The sequence below is a fragment of the Streptomyces sp. NPDC001514 genome (genome assembly GCF_053597075.1).
This window is the reverse complement of the sequence record NZ_JBSFHO010000025.1, coordinates 75,163-90,930: the sequence shown is the minus strand read 5'-3', so window position 1 is coordinate 90,930 and position 15,768 is coordinate 75,163. Positions and strand designations below refer to the sequence as shown.

At 69.0% G+C, this 15,768-nt stretch carries 12 protein-coding genes, 1 tRNA gene and 5 pseudogenes; 7 read left to right on the top strand and 11 right to left on the bottom strand.

All coding sequences use genetic code 11. The features are described 5' to 3' along the window. Positions 1 to 72: pseudogene (locus ACWCXB_RS24750) on the top strand (50S ribosomal protein L27); the annotation flags it as partial. A 34-nt stretch (positions 73 to 106) separates the two neighbouring features. Here ACWCXB_RS24750 and ACWCXB_RS24745 read toward each other — a convergent pair. From ACWCXB_RS24745 to frc, 3 genes are all read right to left on the bottom strand, one after another. Further along, complete coding sequence (locus ACWCXB_RS24745) at positions 107 to 1,492, bottom strand: OFA family MFS transporter (RefSeq protein WP_450725665.1); 1,386 nt, start codon at positions 1,490 to 1,492, stop codon at positions 107 to 109. Positions 1,493 to 1,770: 278 nt separating this feature from the next. Continuing rightward, positions 1,771 to 4,065 carry an FdhF/YdeP family oxidoreductase gene (locus ACWCXB_RS24740; RefSeq protein WP_450725664.1) on the bottom strand — a complete coding sequence of 765 codons (2,295 nt, stop codon included), beginning with the start codon at positions 4,063 to 4,065 and terminating at the stop codon, positions 1,771 to 1,773. A gap of 383 nt (positions 4,066 to 4,448) precedes the next feature. After that, complete coding sequence (gene frc / locus ACWCXB_RS24735; protein WP_450725663.1) at positions 4,449 to 5,678, bottom strand: formyl-CoA transferase; 1,230 nt, start codon at positions 5,676 to 5,678, stop codon at positions 4,449 to 4,451. Between the two features lie 294 nt (positions 5,679 to 5,972). Here frc and ACWCXB_RS24730 point away from each other — a divergent pair. Continuing rightward, positions 5,973 to 6,068 (top strand): annotated as a pseudogene (locus ACWCXB_RS24730) (transposase family protein); the annotation flags it as partial. 108 nt (positions 6,069 to 6,176) lie between these two features. After that, positions 6,177 to 6,323: pseudogene (locus ACWCXB_RS24725) on the top strand (integrase); the annotation flags it as partial. Between the two features lie 24 nt (positions 6,324 to 6,347). Here ACWCXB_RS24725 and ACWCXB_RS24720 read toward each other — a convergent pair. The 4 genes from ACWCXB_RS24720 to ACWCXB_RS24705 all read right to left on the bottom strand — a co-directional run bounded on the left by ACWCXB_RS24720 (position 6,348) and on the right by ACWCXB_RS24705 (position 9,150). Continuing rightward, positions 6,348 to 7,766 carry a DEAD/DEAH box helicase gene (locus ACWCXB_RS24720; protein WP_450725662.1) on the bottom strand — a complete coding sequence of 473 codons (1,419 nt, stop codon included), beginning with the start codon at positions 7,764 to 7,766 and terminating at the stop codon, positions 6,348 to 6,350. A gap of 229 nt (positions 7,767 to 7,995) precedes the next feature. Next, positions 7,996 to 8,412 carry a hypothetical protein gene (locus ACWCXB_RS24715; protein ID WP_450725661.1) on the bottom strand — a complete coding sequence of 139 codons (417 nt, stop codon included), beginning with the start codon at positions 8,410 to 8,412 and terminating at the stop codon, positions 7,996 to 7,998. A 30-nt stretch (positions 8,413 to 8,442) separates the two neighbouring features. Next, entirely contained in the window at positions 8,443 to 8,922 is a 480-nt protein-coding gene (locus ACWCXB_RS24710) for an SRPBCC family protein (RefSeq protein WP_450725660.1), read from the bottom strand. A 78-nt stretch (positions 8,923 to 9,000) separates the two neighbouring features. Continuing rightward, the gene (locus ACWCXB_RS24705) at positions 9,001 to 9,150 is read right to left on the bottom strand and encodes a hypothetical protein (RefSeq protein ID WP_450725690.1); all 150 of its coding nucleotides are present in this window, start codon (positions 9,148 to 9,150) and stop codon (positions 9,001 to 9,003) included. On the opposite strand from ACWCXB_RS24705, the pseudogene ACWCXB_RS24700 reads away from it, so the two are divergent. Then, positions 9,137 to 9,247 (top strand): annotated as a pseudogene (locus tag ACWCXB_RS24700) (transposase); the annotation flags it as partial. The gene ACWCXB_RS24705 and the pseudogene ACWCXB_RS24700 overlap by 14 nt on opposite strands. Positions 9,248 to 9,298: 51 nt before the next feature. Then, positions 9,299 to 9,608 (top strand): annotated as a pseudogene (locus ACWCXB_RS24695) (IS110 family transposase); the annotation flags it as partial. A gap of 124 nt (positions 9,609 to 9,732) precedes the next feature. Here ACWCXB_RS24695 and ACWCXB_RS24690 read toward each other — a convergent pair. The 4 genes from ACWCXB_RS24690 to sucC all read right to left on the bottom strand — a co-directional run bounded on the left by ACWCXB_RS24690 (position 9,733) and on the right by sucC (position 13,780). Continuing rightward, positions 9,733 to 9,817: transfer RNA gene (locus ACWCXB_RS24690), tRNA-Leu, on the bottom strand. A 233-nt stretch (positions 9,818 to 10,050) separates the two neighbouring features. Next, positions 10,051 to 11,592, bottom strand: coding sequence for an aldehyde dehydrogenase family protein (locus ACWCXB_RS24685; RefSeq protein ID WP_450725659.1), 1,542 nt, complete (start codon positions 11,590 to 11,592; stop codon positions 10,051 to 10,053). A gap of 125 nt (positions 11,593 to 11,717) precedes the next feature. Continuing rightward, complete coding sequence (gene sucD / locus ACWCXB_RS24680; RefSeq protein WP_450725658.1) at positions 11,718 to 12,596, bottom strand: succinate--CoA ligase subunit alpha; 879 nt, start codon at positions 12,594 to 12,596, stop codon at positions 11,718 to 11,720. 11 nt (positions 12,597 to 12,607) lie between these two features. Continuing rightward, complete coding sequence (gene sucC / locus ACWCXB_RS24675) at positions 12,608 to 13,780, bottom strand: ADP-forming succinate--CoA ligase subunit beta (RefSeq protein WP_450725657.1); 1,173 nt, start codon at positions 13,778 to 13,780, stop codon at positions 12,608 to 12,610. A gap of 272 nt (positions 13,781 to 14,052) precedes the next feature. Here sucC and ACWCXB_RS24670 point away from each other — a divergent pair, with 272 nt between their 5' ends. Both ACWCXB_RS24670 and ACWCXB_RS24665 read left to right on the top strand, forming a co-directional pair. Further along, positions 14,053 to 14,460, top strand: coding sequence for a YciI family protein (locus tag ACWCXB_RS24670; RefSeq protein ID WP_450725656.1), 408 nt, complete (start codon positions 14,053 to 14,055; stop codon positions 14,458 to 14,460). A gap of 8 nt (positions 14,461 to 14,468) precedes the next feature. Continuing rightward, on the top strand, positions 14,469 to 15,614 hold the full coding sequence (locus ACWCXB_RS24665; protein WP_450725689.1) for an RNA polymerase sigma factor: 1,146 nt from the start codon (positions 14,469 to 14,471) through the stop codon (positions 15,612 to 15,614). Positions 15,615 to 15,768: the final 154 nt, after the last annotated feature.

Sequence of the window (15,768 nt, the reverse complement as noted above, 5' to 3'; positions counted from 1 at the left end):
GGCGGTCAGGTCGTCAACGCCGGTGAGATCCTGGTCCGTCAGCGTGGCACCCACTTCCACCCGGGCTCGGGCGGACGGCGACACCGGCTACGAGCGGTTCACCGGCTCACGTGGCTTCCCCGACGACCGGCTGCGCGGCTGCGGCCTGTCCGGGTCGCGGCCGCCCCGGAGCCCGGAGGAACAGGGCGAGTACGGCGGATGCGAGTCCGATGGAACCGGCCAGGATGAACGCTCCTTCGTAGTCCCAGGCGGAGACGACGACCGCGCCCATGCCGGAGCCGAGCAGACCGGAGATCAGCTTCGAGCTGTAGACCATGCCGTAGTTGCTGGCGTTGTTGTTCTCACCGAAGTAGTCCGCGGTCATGGCCGCGAACAGGGGGAAGATCGCGCCACCGCCGAAGCCCGAGACCATCGAGCAGAACAGGAAGAACGGCATGCTCCCCATGGAGCCCGAGACCAGCACGCCAAACTGGGCGGAACCCAGCACGATGCACACGATGATGAGCGTGTTGCGCCGGCCGTAGCGATCGGAGATCCAGCCGATCACGCCTCGCCCGGTCCCGTTGACGATCGCCTTGAGCGACATCGCGGTGGCCACGATCCCGCCCGCGAATCCCATGTCCTTGCCGAAGGGGACCTGGAAGGCGATGCCGAAGATGTTGATGCCCGCCGTGCACAGCAGGCAGAACCACATCATCCACAGCACCGGCGTACGGGCCGCCTCCCGCGGGGTGTACTGCTTCACCGCCGGCGGGTTCTTCTCCAGCGCCCGCACGATGCGCGGGTCGTCGGAGACCTTGAGCGGGTCCACGTGGGAGGGCCACCAGTTCTTGGGCGGGTCCTTGAAGAACCAGCCCGCGAGGGCGACCACCGCGCAACAGATCAGGCCGACCGCGACGAGGACGCCCTGGTAGTTGCTCAGGTCCATGTAGGCCGTGAAGAGGAACACGAAGGGCACGGAGCCATAGGCAAAACCGCCGTTGACCAGGCCGGTCTTGCCGCCCTTGCGCTCCGGGTACCACTTGCCGACCATGTTCACGCAGGTCGCGTAGACCAGACCGGCACCGATGCCGCTGAACATGCCGAAGCCGATGTAGGCGACGATCACGTGCGGTGCGTACGCGAGCGAGAGGTAGCCCAGGATCGTGCCGAGGGCGCCCAGCATCATCGCGTTGCGCGCGGGCAGCTTCCCGCTCTCCCGCAGCTGCCCGGCCGGGAAGGCGACGGCGGCCTGGAAGAACACCCAGACGCCCATCAGCCAGAAGATGTGCCCACTGCTCCACAGGTGGGCCTCGTGCAGCGTGTCCTCGGCGGAGGTGAACGCGTACTCCGAGGAGCTGATGCCCAGCATGCCCATCCATGGGAAGAGCACCATGGTCCATCGCGGACGGCCCATGATGTCCCGGTCGGACTCACCGATCCGATAGCTCCGCCCGTTTTGGTCCGTCACCTCCTGGTAGCGGACTGGTGGCTGGATCTCGATAGTTGTCATGTCGAATCCCCTGCGTCGAAGAACCTGGCCAGCGCCCCCTGTCCGGTTCTCTGCGGGGCCCTCGGCGGTGACGCCGCGGACCCTGTCGCCCCATCACGTCATCAGCGGATCTCCTTTACGGGAACGGGGGTTGACGGCTCGGTCCTGCAGCCCAGACCCCTCAATGTGCATACGATATGGAGTAGCCAGTATTCGTTGGCAGTCCGCATTCTGGATACTGGCTGGTCCTGCTGTCTAGAGGTGTGCACGAGGGTTTCCGTAAGTTCGGAAGGGAAGCCTCAGATACGGACGCCGGCGGGCTCCAGCCGGATCACGATGGCCTTGGACGTAGGCGTGTTGCTGAGGTCGGCCACGCTGTCCAAGGGCACCAGGACGTTGGTCTCCGGGTAGTACGCGGCAGCGGAGCCCGGTGTCGTCGGATAGGCGACCAGCCGGAAGTCCCGTGCGCGGCGTTCCACCCCGTCCCGCCACACACTCACCAGATCGACGCGGTCGCGGTCGGCGAGTCCGAGCGCATCGAGGTCGACCGGGTTCACGAGCACGATCCGGCGGGCGTTGTGGATGCCCCGGTAGCGGTCGTTCATCGCGTACGGGACGGTGTTCCACTGGTCGTGGGACCGCAGGCTCTGCAGCACGAGATGCCCCTCGGGCGGGCGCAGCATCTCGAAGGTGTTGCAGGTGAAGACCGCCTTGCCGCTTGCGGTGGGGAACGTTCCGTGATTGACCGGGTTCGGCAGACGGAAGCCGCCCGGCTCGGCCACGCGTTCGTTGAAGTCCTCGAAACCCGGCACGACCCGCGAGATCCGGTCCCGGACCGTGCCGTAGTCCGCCTCGAACTCCTCCCAGGGAATGGGCGGTGTGCTGCCGAGGGTCCGGCGGGCCAGTCGGGAGATGATCGCCACCTCGCTGAGCAGTGTGCCGGAGGCCGGCTCGAGACGGCCGCGGGACGCGTGGACTTCACTCATGGAGTCCTCGACGGTGACGAACTGCTCACCGCCGGCCTGGACATCCTTGTCGCTTCGGCCCAGCGTGGGCAGTATCAGCGCCGTCTCACCGCAGACCGTGTGGGAACGGTTCAGCTTGGTCGAGATGTGAGCGGTCAGTCTGCACCGGCGCATCGCCTGCTCGGTGGCCTCGCTGTCGGGGGCGGCCCGCACGAAGTTGCCTGCCACACCGAGGAAGAACGTCGCCCGGCCGTCGCGCATGGCCCTGATGGAGTCCACCGAGTCCCAGCCGTGCCGGGTGGGCGGGGTGAAGGCGAACTCGCGCCCCAGCGCGTCCAGGAAGTCCTGCGGCATCCGCTCCCAGATGCCCATGGTCCGGTCGCCCTGGACGTTGCTGTGGCCGCGCACCGGACAGACGCCCGCTCCCGGTTTGCCGATGTTGCCCCGCAGCATGAGGAAGTTGACGACCTCACGAATGGTGGGGACGGCGTGCTTGTGCTGGGTCAGGCCCATCGCCCAGCAGACGATGACGCTCTTGCTCCGCACCACCCGCTCGTGGACCTGCTCGATCTCTTCGCGGGTCAGCCCGGTGGCGGTGAGGATGTCCTCCCAGGCGGCCTTTCGGGCGTGCTCGGCGAATTCGGCGAACCCCGTCGTGGACGTCTCGATGAAACCGTGGTCCAGCACGGTCCCGGGTCCGGCGTCCTCGGCCTCCAGCAGCAGCAGGTTCAACGCCTGGAAGAGTGCGAGATCGCCACCCGGGCGGATCTGCAGGAACTGGTCGGCGATGGGGGTGCCACGGCCGACCAGGCCGCGGGGCTTCTGCGGGTGCTTGAACCGGATCAGCCCGGCCTCGGGCAGCGGGTTGACGGCGACGACATGGCCGCCGTTGCGTTTGGTTTCCTCCAGGGCCGAGAGCATCCGCGGGTGGTTGGTGCCGGGGTTCTGGCCCACGACGAAGATCAGGTCTGCGTGGTGGATGTCGTCCAGGCTCACGCTGCCCTTGCCGATGCCGAGTGTCTCCTGCAGCGCGACGCCGCTGGACTCATGGCACATGTTGCTGCAGTCGGGAAGGTTGTTGGTGCCGTAGGCACGGGCGAACAGCTGGAGGAGGAACGCGGCCTCGTTGGCCAGCCGGCCCGAGGTGTAGAAGAGGGCCTCGTCCGGGGAGTCCAACCGACGGAGCTCCTCGGCGAGCAGGTCGAGCGCGTCGTCCCAGCCGATCGGTTCGTAGTGGCCCGAACCGGGCCGCTTGACCATGGGTTCGGTGAGCCGGCCCTGCTGATTGAGCCAGTAGTCGGACTTCTGAGCCAGCTCCGGGATCGAGTGCCTGCGGAAGAAGTCGGCGCTCACGCGGCGCGAGGTCGCCTCGTCGGCGATGTGCTTCGCGCCGTTCTCGCAGTACTCGTTCATGTGCCGCTGACCGGGCGCGGGTTCCGGCCAGGCGCAGCCAGGGCAGTCGAAGCCCTTGGTCTGGTTGATGTTCAGCAGGGTCAGCGCGGTCCGCCGGACCGAGGTCTGGCCCAGGGAGTACTGGATCGCGTGCGTCACCGCAGGCAGTCCGGTCGCCCAGGTCTTGGGCGGGGTGACCTCCAGACGGTCGTCTGTCGGGTCTTCGATGGTGCCCATGGTCTTGCCTGTGCCTTTCTGCAGTTCTCTCGTGTACACGACGGCTTCGATGCCGTGGCCGACGCCGGAACATCCGGGCGCCGCAAGGACACTGCAGGGCGGGCACGCTCCCGCCCCGCAGCTTAAAAGCGCTGTCAAAAGCAGGCTGTCCGTGGGGCAGGAGGCAGGCGGGCCGGACGGTGCCAGGGGGCGCCTCGAATCACCGTCCGGCCACGCACCCGTGGCCTGGACGACGGATCCGGTCCGTCGTCCACGCGCACGATCTCGGGTGTGCGGGTGTGCGCCATGGAGCACCGCGGCGGGGCGCGGCCGTCAAGGCCGCTGCACCGCCTCGGCGCGGGTCGGCGCACGGCCCGCTACGGGGAAAGGACCACGGTCATCGGTCAGATCACTCCCTGCGCCTTGAGCAGCGGCAACTCCTCGTCGCCGAGCCCCAGCTCGCCCACGTAGACCTCCGCGTTGTGTTCGCCGAGGAGGGGTGAGGTGGTGATGTCGACGGGGGAGTCGGAGAGTTTCAGGGGCGAGCCGACGGTGGTGAAGGTGCCGCGTTCGGGGTGGTCGACCTGGACGACCATCTCGTTCGCCGCCAGCGACGGGTCCTCGATGATCTCCTTGGTGGACAGGATCGGTCCGCAGGGAATGTTGTGCGCGTTGAGCCGTTCCAGCACCTCCCACTTGGGCAGGGTGCTGGTCCACTCCTCGATGAGCTGGAACATCTTTCCCAGCTTCGGCAGCCGTGCCTCGGGTGTCGCCCACTCCGGATCGGTCGCCAGCTCCGGCCGGCCGATCAGCTCCGAGAGCGGCTCCCAGCCCACCGGCTGGACGATCACGTACACGTAGTCGTTGGGGCCGCCCGGCGCGCACTTGACCGCCCAGCCCGGCTGACCGCCCCCCGACGCGTTGCCCGACCGGGGAACCTCGTCGCCGAAGTCCTCGTTGGGATATTCGGCAAGGGCTCCATGGGCCAGCCGCTGCTGATCGCGCAGCTTCACCCGGCAGAGGTTGAGCACGGCATGCTGCATGGCCACGTTGACCCGCTGCCCCCGCCCGGTGCTCTCCCGCTGGAAGAGCGCGGCGAGAATGCCCGCCACCGCGTGCACGCCCGTGCCCGAGTCACCGATCTGGGAACCCGTGGCCAGCGGCGGACCGTCCTCGAACCCGGTCGTGGACATCGACCCGCCCATGGCCTGCGCCACGACCTCGTATGCCTTGAAGTTGGTGTACGGGCCCTCACCGAAGCCCTTGATGGAGGCATAGACGATCCGTGGATTGATCTCCTGTATGCGCTCCCAGGTGAAACCCATCCGGTCCACAGCACCGGGACCGAAGTTCTCCACCATCACATCCGAGCGCCGGATCAGCTCGGTCAGCAGCTCCTTGCCGCGCTCGGTCTTGGTGTTCAAAGTGATGCTCCGCTTGTTGCAGTTGAGCATCGTGAAGTAGAGCGAGTCGACGTCGGGGAGGTCGCGCAACTGCTTGCGGGTGATGTCACCGCCCGGCGCCTCCAGCTTCACCACGTCCGCGCCCAGCCACGCCAGCAGCTGAGTCGCGGACGGGCCGGACTGGACGTGTGTCATGTCAAGGACACGAATGCCCTCAAGAGCCTTGCTCATGGCCGGCGCTCCTCACGTCTACACGATCAGGTTCAGGAATCCGGGTACCACCCGTCCGGGTCTGACGAGACGTTGATCAGCTGCCACGTGGTGCAGGGTGGCAACCATCATGTCCGCCAACTCCATACTGTAGATTGCATACCGTATGGAGTTCGCCTTCATGGTTACGGCAGACGCCGTGGATGTCCAGAGGATGGGGAGATTTTCTTGCCTCGGAAAACTTTCCGGAGCCCTGGGAACGCGAAAAACGGGTTGTGACGTTGAGTCACAACCCGCTGAAACATCCCTATGGTATTGCTGGTCACGGCGTACTGGCGCACGAACTTGACGCTGCGCCAGCTGGCTTCGCTGTTCGGCATCTCCAAGTCCGCGGCCGACCACGTCATGAACACCGGACCGCGCACACGGTCTACAGCAAGGCGTTGACCGCCCGGCAGCCACTAGTTGTCGCGATCCGGCACTCGAACATCCCGACGGCCACTCGCTCCCCCGGAACAGGTCTTCGCCGTCATCGAGCGCGCCACCCGACGCGTCCCGATCCTGGGCGCCACCGCGCACCCGACGGCGGATTGGATCGTGCAGCTCGCACGCAATCTCCTCATGGACCTGGAGGACGTGGGAAGCAGCCCGAGATACCTCATCCGTCCGTCCCGGCAGATTCGTCCGGCGTCAGCGGCCCTTGCGTACCCGGGCCGCTGCGCGGGCTTCTGCGGTCCTGCGGGCCTCGGCGGCTTTGCGGGACTCCTTCGCGGGGCGGCCCGGACGGGTGCCGAGGCCGCGGAAGGAGGCGTTGCCACTGCTGGTCTTGGCCCCGATCGGCGGGCGCTTCGCCCCGGTGATGGTGGTCAGCTTCTCCTCGCCGGAGCGCACCTGTGTGACAGTGGGCCGAATCTCGGCGTCGGACATCATCCGATTCACATCGCGCCGCTGATTGGGGGTGACCAGGGTGACCACGTTCCCGGACTCCCCGGCGCGTGCCGTGCGCCCGCCACGGTGCAGGTAGTCCTTGGCATCGGCCGGCGGGTCGACGTTGACGACAAGGTCGAGCGCGTCGATATGAATCCCCCGCGCCGCGACATTGGTGGCCACCAGCACGGTGATCTCACCGTCCTTGAACTTGGCGAGCGTGTGCGTGCGCTGCGGCTGCGACTTCCCGCTGTGCAAGGCAGCGGCCCGTACGCCGCTGGCCCGCAAGTGACGGGTGAACTGGTCAACGCCAGCCCTGGTGTCCAGGAACATCAGTACCCGGCCGTCGCGCGCGGCGATTTCGGTAGCGGTCGCATACTTGTCGGCGGCGTGGATGTTGAGCACGTGGTGCTCCATCGTGGTGACCGAGCCCGCCACCCTGTCGACCGAGGCGAGCACCGGGTCGTGCAGGTAGCTCCGCACCAGCTGATCGACGTTGCGGTCCAGCGTGGCCGAAAACAGCAGCCGCTGCCCGTCGGGGCGGACCTGGTCCAGGATTTCCGAAACCTGCGGCAGGAACCCCAGGTCGCACATTTGGTCCGCCTCGTCCAGCACCGTGATCCGCACCTGATTCAGGTGACAGTCCCGACGCGACACCAGGTCGGCCAGCCGCCCCGGCGTCGCGATGACCACGTCGGCGCCTGTCCGCAGCAGCGCCGACTGCCGGTTGATCGACAACCCGCCGACCACCGTCGCCAGTCGCACATTCAGCGCCTGCGCGTAGGGCGCCAGCGCGTCGCTCACCTGCTGCGCGAGTTCCCGAGTCGGCACCAGGATCAGCGCGAGCGGCCGCTTCGACTCCGCTCGCAGGCCTGCCGTCCGGACGAGCAGCGCAAGCCCGAAAGCGAGTGTCTTGCCGGAACCGGTCCGCGCGCGGCCGAGGACATCGCGGCCGGCCAGCGCGTTGGGCAGGGTCGCCGCCTGGATCGGGAAAGGCTCCTTCACCCCGAGGCCGATCATCGTCTTCATCAGCTCCGGCGGCAGCCCGAGTGGGTCGAAGGACTCGACCGGCGGCAGGCCTGGGACCACCGTCCGGGGCGTCGAGAGTTCCCCCTGCGGCGCTGTCGCACGCCGGGGCTTGCCGGCACGGGAGAGTCCAGGGGCCGACGGCTGCGCGTTCATGGGGGAACCTTCCTCGGTCTGGCGCCCAGAACGCACAGGAGCCCATACCGATTGGTATGGGCCCCGGCGGTGTCGAAGCGTGCCTCCATTTTACCAGCGGGCACCCGGACGCCTGTCGGTCCGGCCGACCGGCACCGAACGACGGGGCATGGCCGCCTCACGGACGACAGGCGGCGCCACGCGTTCTTCGCCAGGCGACTGCCTCGAAGCCGCCACGCTCCTGCGTCTCCTAGAAGATCCCCGGCACATCGACGCCTTTGCCGTCCTTGCCGCCGACCCGGCGGTGTACGACAGCGACCGCATCAAAGCGGCCAAGGCCCTGGCCGGGGTGGGCGACCCTCGAGGACGCGCCCGGCTCACCGCGTTCGCCGCCGACCCTTCCCTGAACGGCTCCGACCGGGTGCAGGCCGCCCGCGAACTGGGTGAGATGGCCGATCCCCGGCACGCCGACGTGCTCGCTAGCTTGGCCACCGACCACGCTCTCGACAGGTCCGCGCGGCTTGATGCGGCGAAGGATCTCCTCCGCCTCCACGATCCCCGGTCCGCCCGCCTGCTGGCCGGCCTCGCCGCCGATCCCATATTCGGCTCGGGACGGATCTTCGCCGCACAACAGCTGGCGCCACCCACGCTTCCTGCCGCACGTCATCGTGTGACGCCGAGAGCCCGCCCCGCTCCCTCAGCGGGATTCGAGGCTCCGCTTGAGGGCGGAGAGAGTCGCCCGCATGTTCGCCTCGTTGTGCTCTGCGCGGGCGCCGTTGCTCAGCAGCCTGTCACCGATCCTGGCGACGTACCGCCAGGGGAATCCCGTCCGCAGGTCCCGCCACGACTGCTCCACCCGGGTGCCCTCGCCGGCGGCGACAAGCCGGTACGACCACTCGGCGACCGGAATGCCGAAGCGGACCCGCCAGGCGAAGACCTTCCCGGGCTGAGAGTGGGTGACCGTGCACCGGGTGTTCCAGTGCACCGCCCCCTTGCGGTTGCTTCCTACGAACTGCACCCCGGGACGGGGCTCCTGGACCGGTCCCACCCAGTGGCACCCCGTGCACTCCGGGCTCCACTCGCCGATCCGGGTCACATCGGCAACGGCCTGCCACACCGCCTCCGGCGGTGCGGCTATCGATTCCGTGACGACGGCGGTGCGGCGTTTGGCTGACATGCGATGATCCCGTCGCGGTCTCCCCCACATGCTCGTTGAAGTCTAGCTCCGGAACAGCCGCACCCCGCGCCCCTGACGTCACCGGGTGACGCCGAGCACCGCCCGCAGCTGCTCCAGGGCCCAGGACAGGTCCTCCTTCTCGATCACCAGCGGCGGCGCGATCCGGAATCGTGCTCCCGGGGGTGTCCTTGACCAGCACCCCGCAGGCCTTCCGCTGATGGATGGCATGTCCGAATGGCAGTCCCGTCCGCTCGACGGCGTCTATCCGGTCGTCTTCGTGGACGCCATCAACGTGAAGGTGCGGGTCGGAAGGGGATCACAACGTCGGCGAGGTCGTCTGCGGGACTGCTGTGACGACGAGCTGGCGGAGGTGACCGTGCCCGAGATCTGGACCGGAGTGGACATCGGCAAAGAGCATCACCACTGCGTGGTGATCGACGCGCAAGCAAACGCTCCTGTCGCGCCGCGTTCTTAACGACGAATCCGCGCTGCTGGAGCTAATCGGAGACGTCCTCGCCCTCTCCGAGGACACGTTAGGGGCGGTGGACATCAACCTCGGCGGTGCCGCCCTGCTCATCGGCCTGCTACTCGGCCATGACCAGCCGATGGTCTACCTCACCGGCCTCGCCGTTCACCAGGCATCGGCCGCCTATCGAGGCCAGGGCAAGACCGACGCCAGGGACGCACGGTGTCGACGCGGAGAAGAAAGGTCCCCTCTACGAGGCCCTGGGCATCACCCTCAGCTACGAAAACGCCACGAGGACCGCGACCGTAAGGTCGAGGCCCTCGCATCCGTATCGTCATAGCGAGTGTCCGAGGGGGGACTTGAACCCCCACGCCCGATAAAGGGCACTAGCACCTCAAGCTAGCGCGTCTGCCATTCCGCCACCCGGACCAGGTGTTTTTCGCCGCCCCGGGGTCCTCCCCGCGGCGACAGGGACAACTCTACCAGGGGTTCGAGGTGCCTCTGAACCGCATTTCGCGTGGTCAGTGCGGTGCCGGGCGGCGATCGACGCGGCCTCTGCGGACGGCCATGCCAGGGTACGGAGTGCGACCGCGCTCATACGGAAGGTGTTCGGGACCGGGGTGCCCGGAGCCTGGAACAAGGCCCCGGGCGGTCCCCCATTCTCATGCGTTGAGCTGGTAGTCCGGGAAGTTCCCGGGCACGCGCTCGCCGGCGGGCCCCACCGTGACAGCCTTCACCAGCAACTCGCCGCCGACGAAAGCGCCGCGCCAGGAGGCGCCGAAGCCGCCGAAGAACTCCTCGCGGTCGCCGCGGGAGCGGGGTTTGCCCCGGCCGACCTTGAAGGCGCGGATCTGCGGCGAGAGCCGCTCGAAGGTCTCGGGTTCGTCGGTGGAGAGGGTGGCGACAAGGGCGCCGTTGGAGGCGTTCATCGCCGCGAGCAGCTCCGCCTCGGTGTCGACGAGGACGATCGTGTCGACCGGGCCGAACGGTTCCGCGTGGTGCAGCGGGGAGGACGGCGGCGGCCCCAGGAGGGTGACGGGAGCGACGTAGGCACTGGTGTCCTGGCCGGGCAGGAAGTGGCCGTCCGTCAGGGCGCCGCGGTGGAGCGGGACGGCTCCCCGGTCGATGGCCTCGGCGACCTGGTCGGTCAGCTCCTTGGCCTTCGCCGCGTTGATGAGCGGGCCGAAGTCCAGCTCGGGCAGCGGGTCGGCGGGGTCCGCGACCGCGAGGGGGTGGCCCAGTCGGATCGAGCGGACGGCCGGCAGGTACGCGGCGAGGAAGTCCGCGAACGCGCTGCGCTGCACGACGAAGCGCGGGTAGGCGGTGCAGCGCTGCTTGCCGTAGTCGAAAAGCTTCGGAATGACGGCGGTGAGGGCGTCCCAGTCGGAGTAGTTCCAGATGCCCCAGGTGTTGAGTCCCTCCTGTTCCAGGATGTGGGGCTTGCCGAGGTCGGCGACGGCGGTGGCGATCCGGGCGCCGGTGTCGCGGCCGCCGACGAAGGAGACGCAGCCGATCTCGGGTGCGCGGACGAGGGCTTCGGACAGTTCGCTGCCGCTGCCGCTGACGAGGGTGACGGGGATGCCTTCGCGGGCGGCGAGGGCGCAGGCCAGGGTGAGGCAGGAGAGGCCGCCGTCGGTGGGGGTCTTGGCGATGACCGCGTTGCCGGCGAGTGCCTGGACGAGCATCGCGTGGACGAGTACGGACATCGGGTAGTTCCAGCTGGCGATGTTGGAGACCGGGCCGTCGAGGGGCGCCTGGCCGTCGAGCATCTGCTCGATCCCGTCGACGTACCAGCGGACTCCGTCGATCGCCCGGTCGACATCGGCCTGTGCCAGCCGCCACGGCTTGCCGATCTCGTGGACGAGGAGGAGGGAGAGCACTTCGCGGTGCTCGGTGAGGGCGTCGAGGGTGGCGGCGACGCGGGCACGCCGTTCGGCGAGGGCGATGTGGCGCCAGGCGCGGTGTCGGTCGAGGGACGCGCGGACGGCCCGGTGAGCGGTGGCCGCGTCGATGCGCGGCGGGCCGGCGATCGGTCCTCCGTCGATGGGGCTGGTCCCGGGGAGGGCGCGGCCGTCGGCCTGCCAGCGGTTGTCCCACAGGTTGAGGACCCGGTCCTCGTGGAAGGCTTCGGGGGCGATGGCCAGGCAGCGCTGCCAAGCGTCGGCCCAGGACGTACCGGGCTTGAGAGTGAGGGTTGATGCCATGGGTGTTCTCCGCTCTCGGTGCACAGTCGGGCGGGAGGGTGATGGCTTACTCAGTCAGAAACGTAGTGATCCCTGCCCATCGGGCGTCCATCCGTCGCGTCAGGTGTGGGTGATGTCACCCGTTGTCACCGCAGATGCTCGCGTACCAGGCGGGCCGTCTCGCTGGGCGTCGAGCCGACGGCGACCCCCGCTGCCTCCAGTGCGGTCTGCTTGGCCTGTGCAGTGCCGGAGGAGCCGGAGACGATGGCCCCGGCGTGGCCCATGGTCTTGCCCTCGGGTGCCGTGAAGCCGGCGATGTAGGCGATGACGGGCTTGGAGATCCGCTCCTGAACGTAGGCCGCAGCGCGTTCCTCGGCGTCTCCCCCGATCTCGCCGATCAGGACGATGAGTTCGGTGTCGGGGTCGTCCTCGAAGGCGGCGAGGCAGTCGATGTGGGTCGTGCCGATGACCGGGTCGCCGCCGATGCCGACCGCCGACGAGAAGCCGATGTCACGCAGCTCGTGCATGAGCTGGTAGGTCAGCGTGCCCGACTTGGAGACGAGTCCGATGCGGCCCGGCGCCGGGGCGATGTCGGCGGGGATGATGCCTGCGTTGGACTGTCCGGGGCTGATGAGGCCGGGACAGTTGGGGCCGATGACGCGTGTGCCGTGTTCCTTCGCATACGCCGTGAAGGCGACGGCGTCATGGACGGGGACGCCCTCGGTGATGGCCACGACCAGCCCGATGCCCGCGTCCACCGCCTCACTAACGGCCGCGCCGGTGAAGGGCGGCGGCACGAAGACGACGGTCACATCGGCCCCGGTGGCCTCGACGCCTTCCTGTACGGAGCCGAAGACGGGGACCGCGCGGTCGTCGAAGTCGACCGTACGGCCTGCCTTGCGCGGGTTGACGCCGCCGACGACCTCCGTACCGGCGGCGAGCATCCGACGGGTGTGCTTCATTCCCTCGGCGCCGGTCATGCCCTGGACGAGGACCTTGCTGTCCTTGGTGAGAAAGATGGCCATGTCTGGTCTCCTCAGCGGGCGGTGCGGTCGGTGGAGGCGGTGGACGCCATGGAGGCGGCTGCGGCGGCGAGCGTGGCTGCCTGACGTGCGGCGCCGTCCATCGTGGTGGCCTGCTCCACGAGGGGATGTGCGCGGGCGTCGAGGATGGCGCGGCCGCGGGCCGCGTTGTTGCCGTCGAGGCGTACGACGAGGGGTTTGGTCAGCCGGACGGTCTCGAGGGCCTTGACGATGCCGTCGGCAACGGCGTCGCAGGCGGTGATGCCGCCGAAGACGTTGACGAGTACGGACTCGACGCCCGGATCGGCGAGGACGATGCTCAGTCCGTCGGCCATGACCTGGGCCGACGCCCCGCCCCCGATGTCGAGGAAGTTGGCCGGCCGGGCTCCGCAGCCGGCGACGACGTCAAGGGTCGACATGACGAGTCCGGCGCCGTTGCCGATGATGCCGACCTCGCCGTCGAGCCGTACGTAGTTGAGGCCCTTCTCGGCCGCGGCGGCCTCCAGGGGGTCCTCGTGGCTGCTGGTGTCGTCGCCCCAGCGGGCCTGCCGGAAACGGGCGTTGTCGTCGAGGGTGATCTTTCCGTCGAGGGCGAGGATGTCCCCTGTGGCCGTGCGCACAAGGGGGTTGACCTCGACGAGGAGGGCGTCCTCCTCCGTGAGGACGGTCCACAGTTTGCGCAGGACGGGTGCCGTGGCGGGCGGGAGTCCGGCCGCGGCGGCCATCTCGGCGGCCTTGTCGTCCGTGACGCCCTCGGCAGGGTCGACGGGGATGCGGGCCACGGCTTCGGGCCGGGTGGCGGCAACCTCCTCGATGTCCATGCCGCCCTCGGCGGAGGCGATGGCCAGGAAGCGGCCCGCGGCGCGGTCGAGGACGTAGGAAACGTAGAACTCGGCGTCGATGTCGACGGGTTGGGCGAGCATCACCTTGCGTACCGTGTGGCCCTTGATGTCCATGCCGAGGATCCGGCGGGCGGTGAGCTCGGCGGCGGCCGGGTCGGCGGCGAGTTCGACGCCGCCTGCCTTGCCGCGGCCTCCGGTCTTGACCTGCGCCTTGACGACGACGCGGCCGCCGAGGTGTTCGGCGACGTGGCGGGCGTCGCCGGCAGAGTCGACGGTCTCGGCCTCGGGTACGGCGATTCCGTACTGCTGGAAGATCTCGCGTGCCTGGTACTCGAAAAGATCCATTCCGGCTCCTGTCAAGGAAAGTGCCTCACGCCCCCTGGACACCACCCACCGGATGCGGGATAAGGACTTCATACAGTATTTGTAGACTGTATGCAATCTCGAAGCTCTCGCCCTCGCGCCACGGTGTGGACCCGGACACCGCGAGACGGCTCACCCAGGCTCATCCACGAGAGCCCAAAAAATCGGACGGCGATGTCGAGAACCCGCGTCCGGCTCCGTCCCCGGGGTGAACGCGACCACAATGGGTCGCACGAGCACCGAGGAGAACCACGATGGCCAAGTACCTGCTGCTGAAGCACTACCGCGGCGCCCCGGCTTCGGTCAACGACGTGCCGATGGACCAGTGGAGCCCGGAGGAGATCTCGGCGCACGTGCAGTACATGAACGACTTCGCGGCCCGACTGGAGAAGACAGGCGAGTTCGTCGACGCTCAGGCGCTCGCCCCCGAGGGAGCGTGGGTCCGCTACGACGGTGAGGGGCGCCCGCCGGTCACCGACGGACCGTTCGCGGAGACCAAGGACCTCATCGCCGGCTGGATGATCATCGACGTCGACAGCTACGAGCGCGCCGTCGAGCTGGCCGGGGAGCTGTCGGCCGCCCCTGGGGCGGGCGGCAAGCCGATCCACGAGTGGCTGGAGGTGCGCCCGTTCCTGGCCGCGCCGCCCACCATTACGGAGTGACGTCACCGGTGGACGAGGTCCTGCTCAGGAGCCTCACGCCGAGCGTGCTCACCGTCCTCGTCCGCCGCGGAGCCGACTTCGCGGCGGCCGAGGACGCCGTGCAGGACGCTCTGGTCGAGGCGCTCCGGGTCTGGGCAGCCGACCCGCCGCGGGATGCCAAGGGCTGGCTGGTCACCGTGGCCTGGCGCAAGTTCCTCGACGCGACGCGCGCCGACGCCGCCCGCCGCCGGCGTGAGGACCGCGTCGAGGAGGAGCCGGCGCCCGGGCCGGCGCCCGCGGTGGACGACACGCTCCAGCTCTACTTCCTGTGCGCCCACCCGTCGCTGACCCCGGCATCGGCGGTCGCGCTCACGCTGCGCGCCGTCGGCGGGCTGACCACCCGCCAGATCGCCGAGGCCTACCTGGTGCCCGAGGCGACCATGGCGCAGCGCATCAGCCGGGCCAAGCGCACCGTCTCCGGCGTGCGCTTCGACCGGCCCGGCGACGTCGCCACCGTGCTGCGCGTCCTCTACCTCGTCTTCAACGAGGGCTACTCCGGCGACGTCGACCTCGCCGCCGAGGCCATCCGGCTCACCCGGCAGCTCGCGGCCCGCATCGACCACCCCGAGGTGGCCGGGCTGCTCGCCCTCATGCTGCTCCACCACGCCCGGCGTGCCGCCCGGACCGCGTCCGACGGCAGCCTGGTGCCGCTCGCCGAGCAGGACCGTGGCCGGTGGGACAGTGCGTTGATCGCCGAGGGCGTCGGGATCCTCCAGGCGGCCCTCGCCCGCGACCGGCTGGGCGAGTTCCAGGCCCAGGCCGCCATCGCGGCACTCCACGCTGACGCGCCCACCGCCGAGGAGACCGACTGGGTGCAGATCGTCGAGTGGTACGACGAGCTCACGCGCCTGACCGACAGCCCGGTCGTCCGGCTCAACCGCGCGGTCGCCGTCGGGGAGGCCGACGGACCGCGCGCCGGCCTGGCGGCGCTCGCGGCGCTGGACGCCTCACTGCCCCGCCACGCCGCGGTGGCGGCGTACCTCCACGAGCGCGACGGCGACCTGGCGACGGCGGCACGGCTGTACGCCGAGGCGGCCCACAAGGCACCCAACCTCGCCGAGCGCGACCACCTGACGCGCCAGGCCGCCCGGCTCAACGCCCGCCGATGTCGCTGACGGGCCGCGCTCGGACAACTGCGCGCCGACGCCGTCCCCCGCCAGCTCGAAGCTCCCGCGAAGAGGCAGACCCAGCAAGATCAATCTCACCCGGATTTCCTGTACCTCAACTACTCGCACCCGGTTCTGAACGCATGCTGTGGCATCTCTTCTC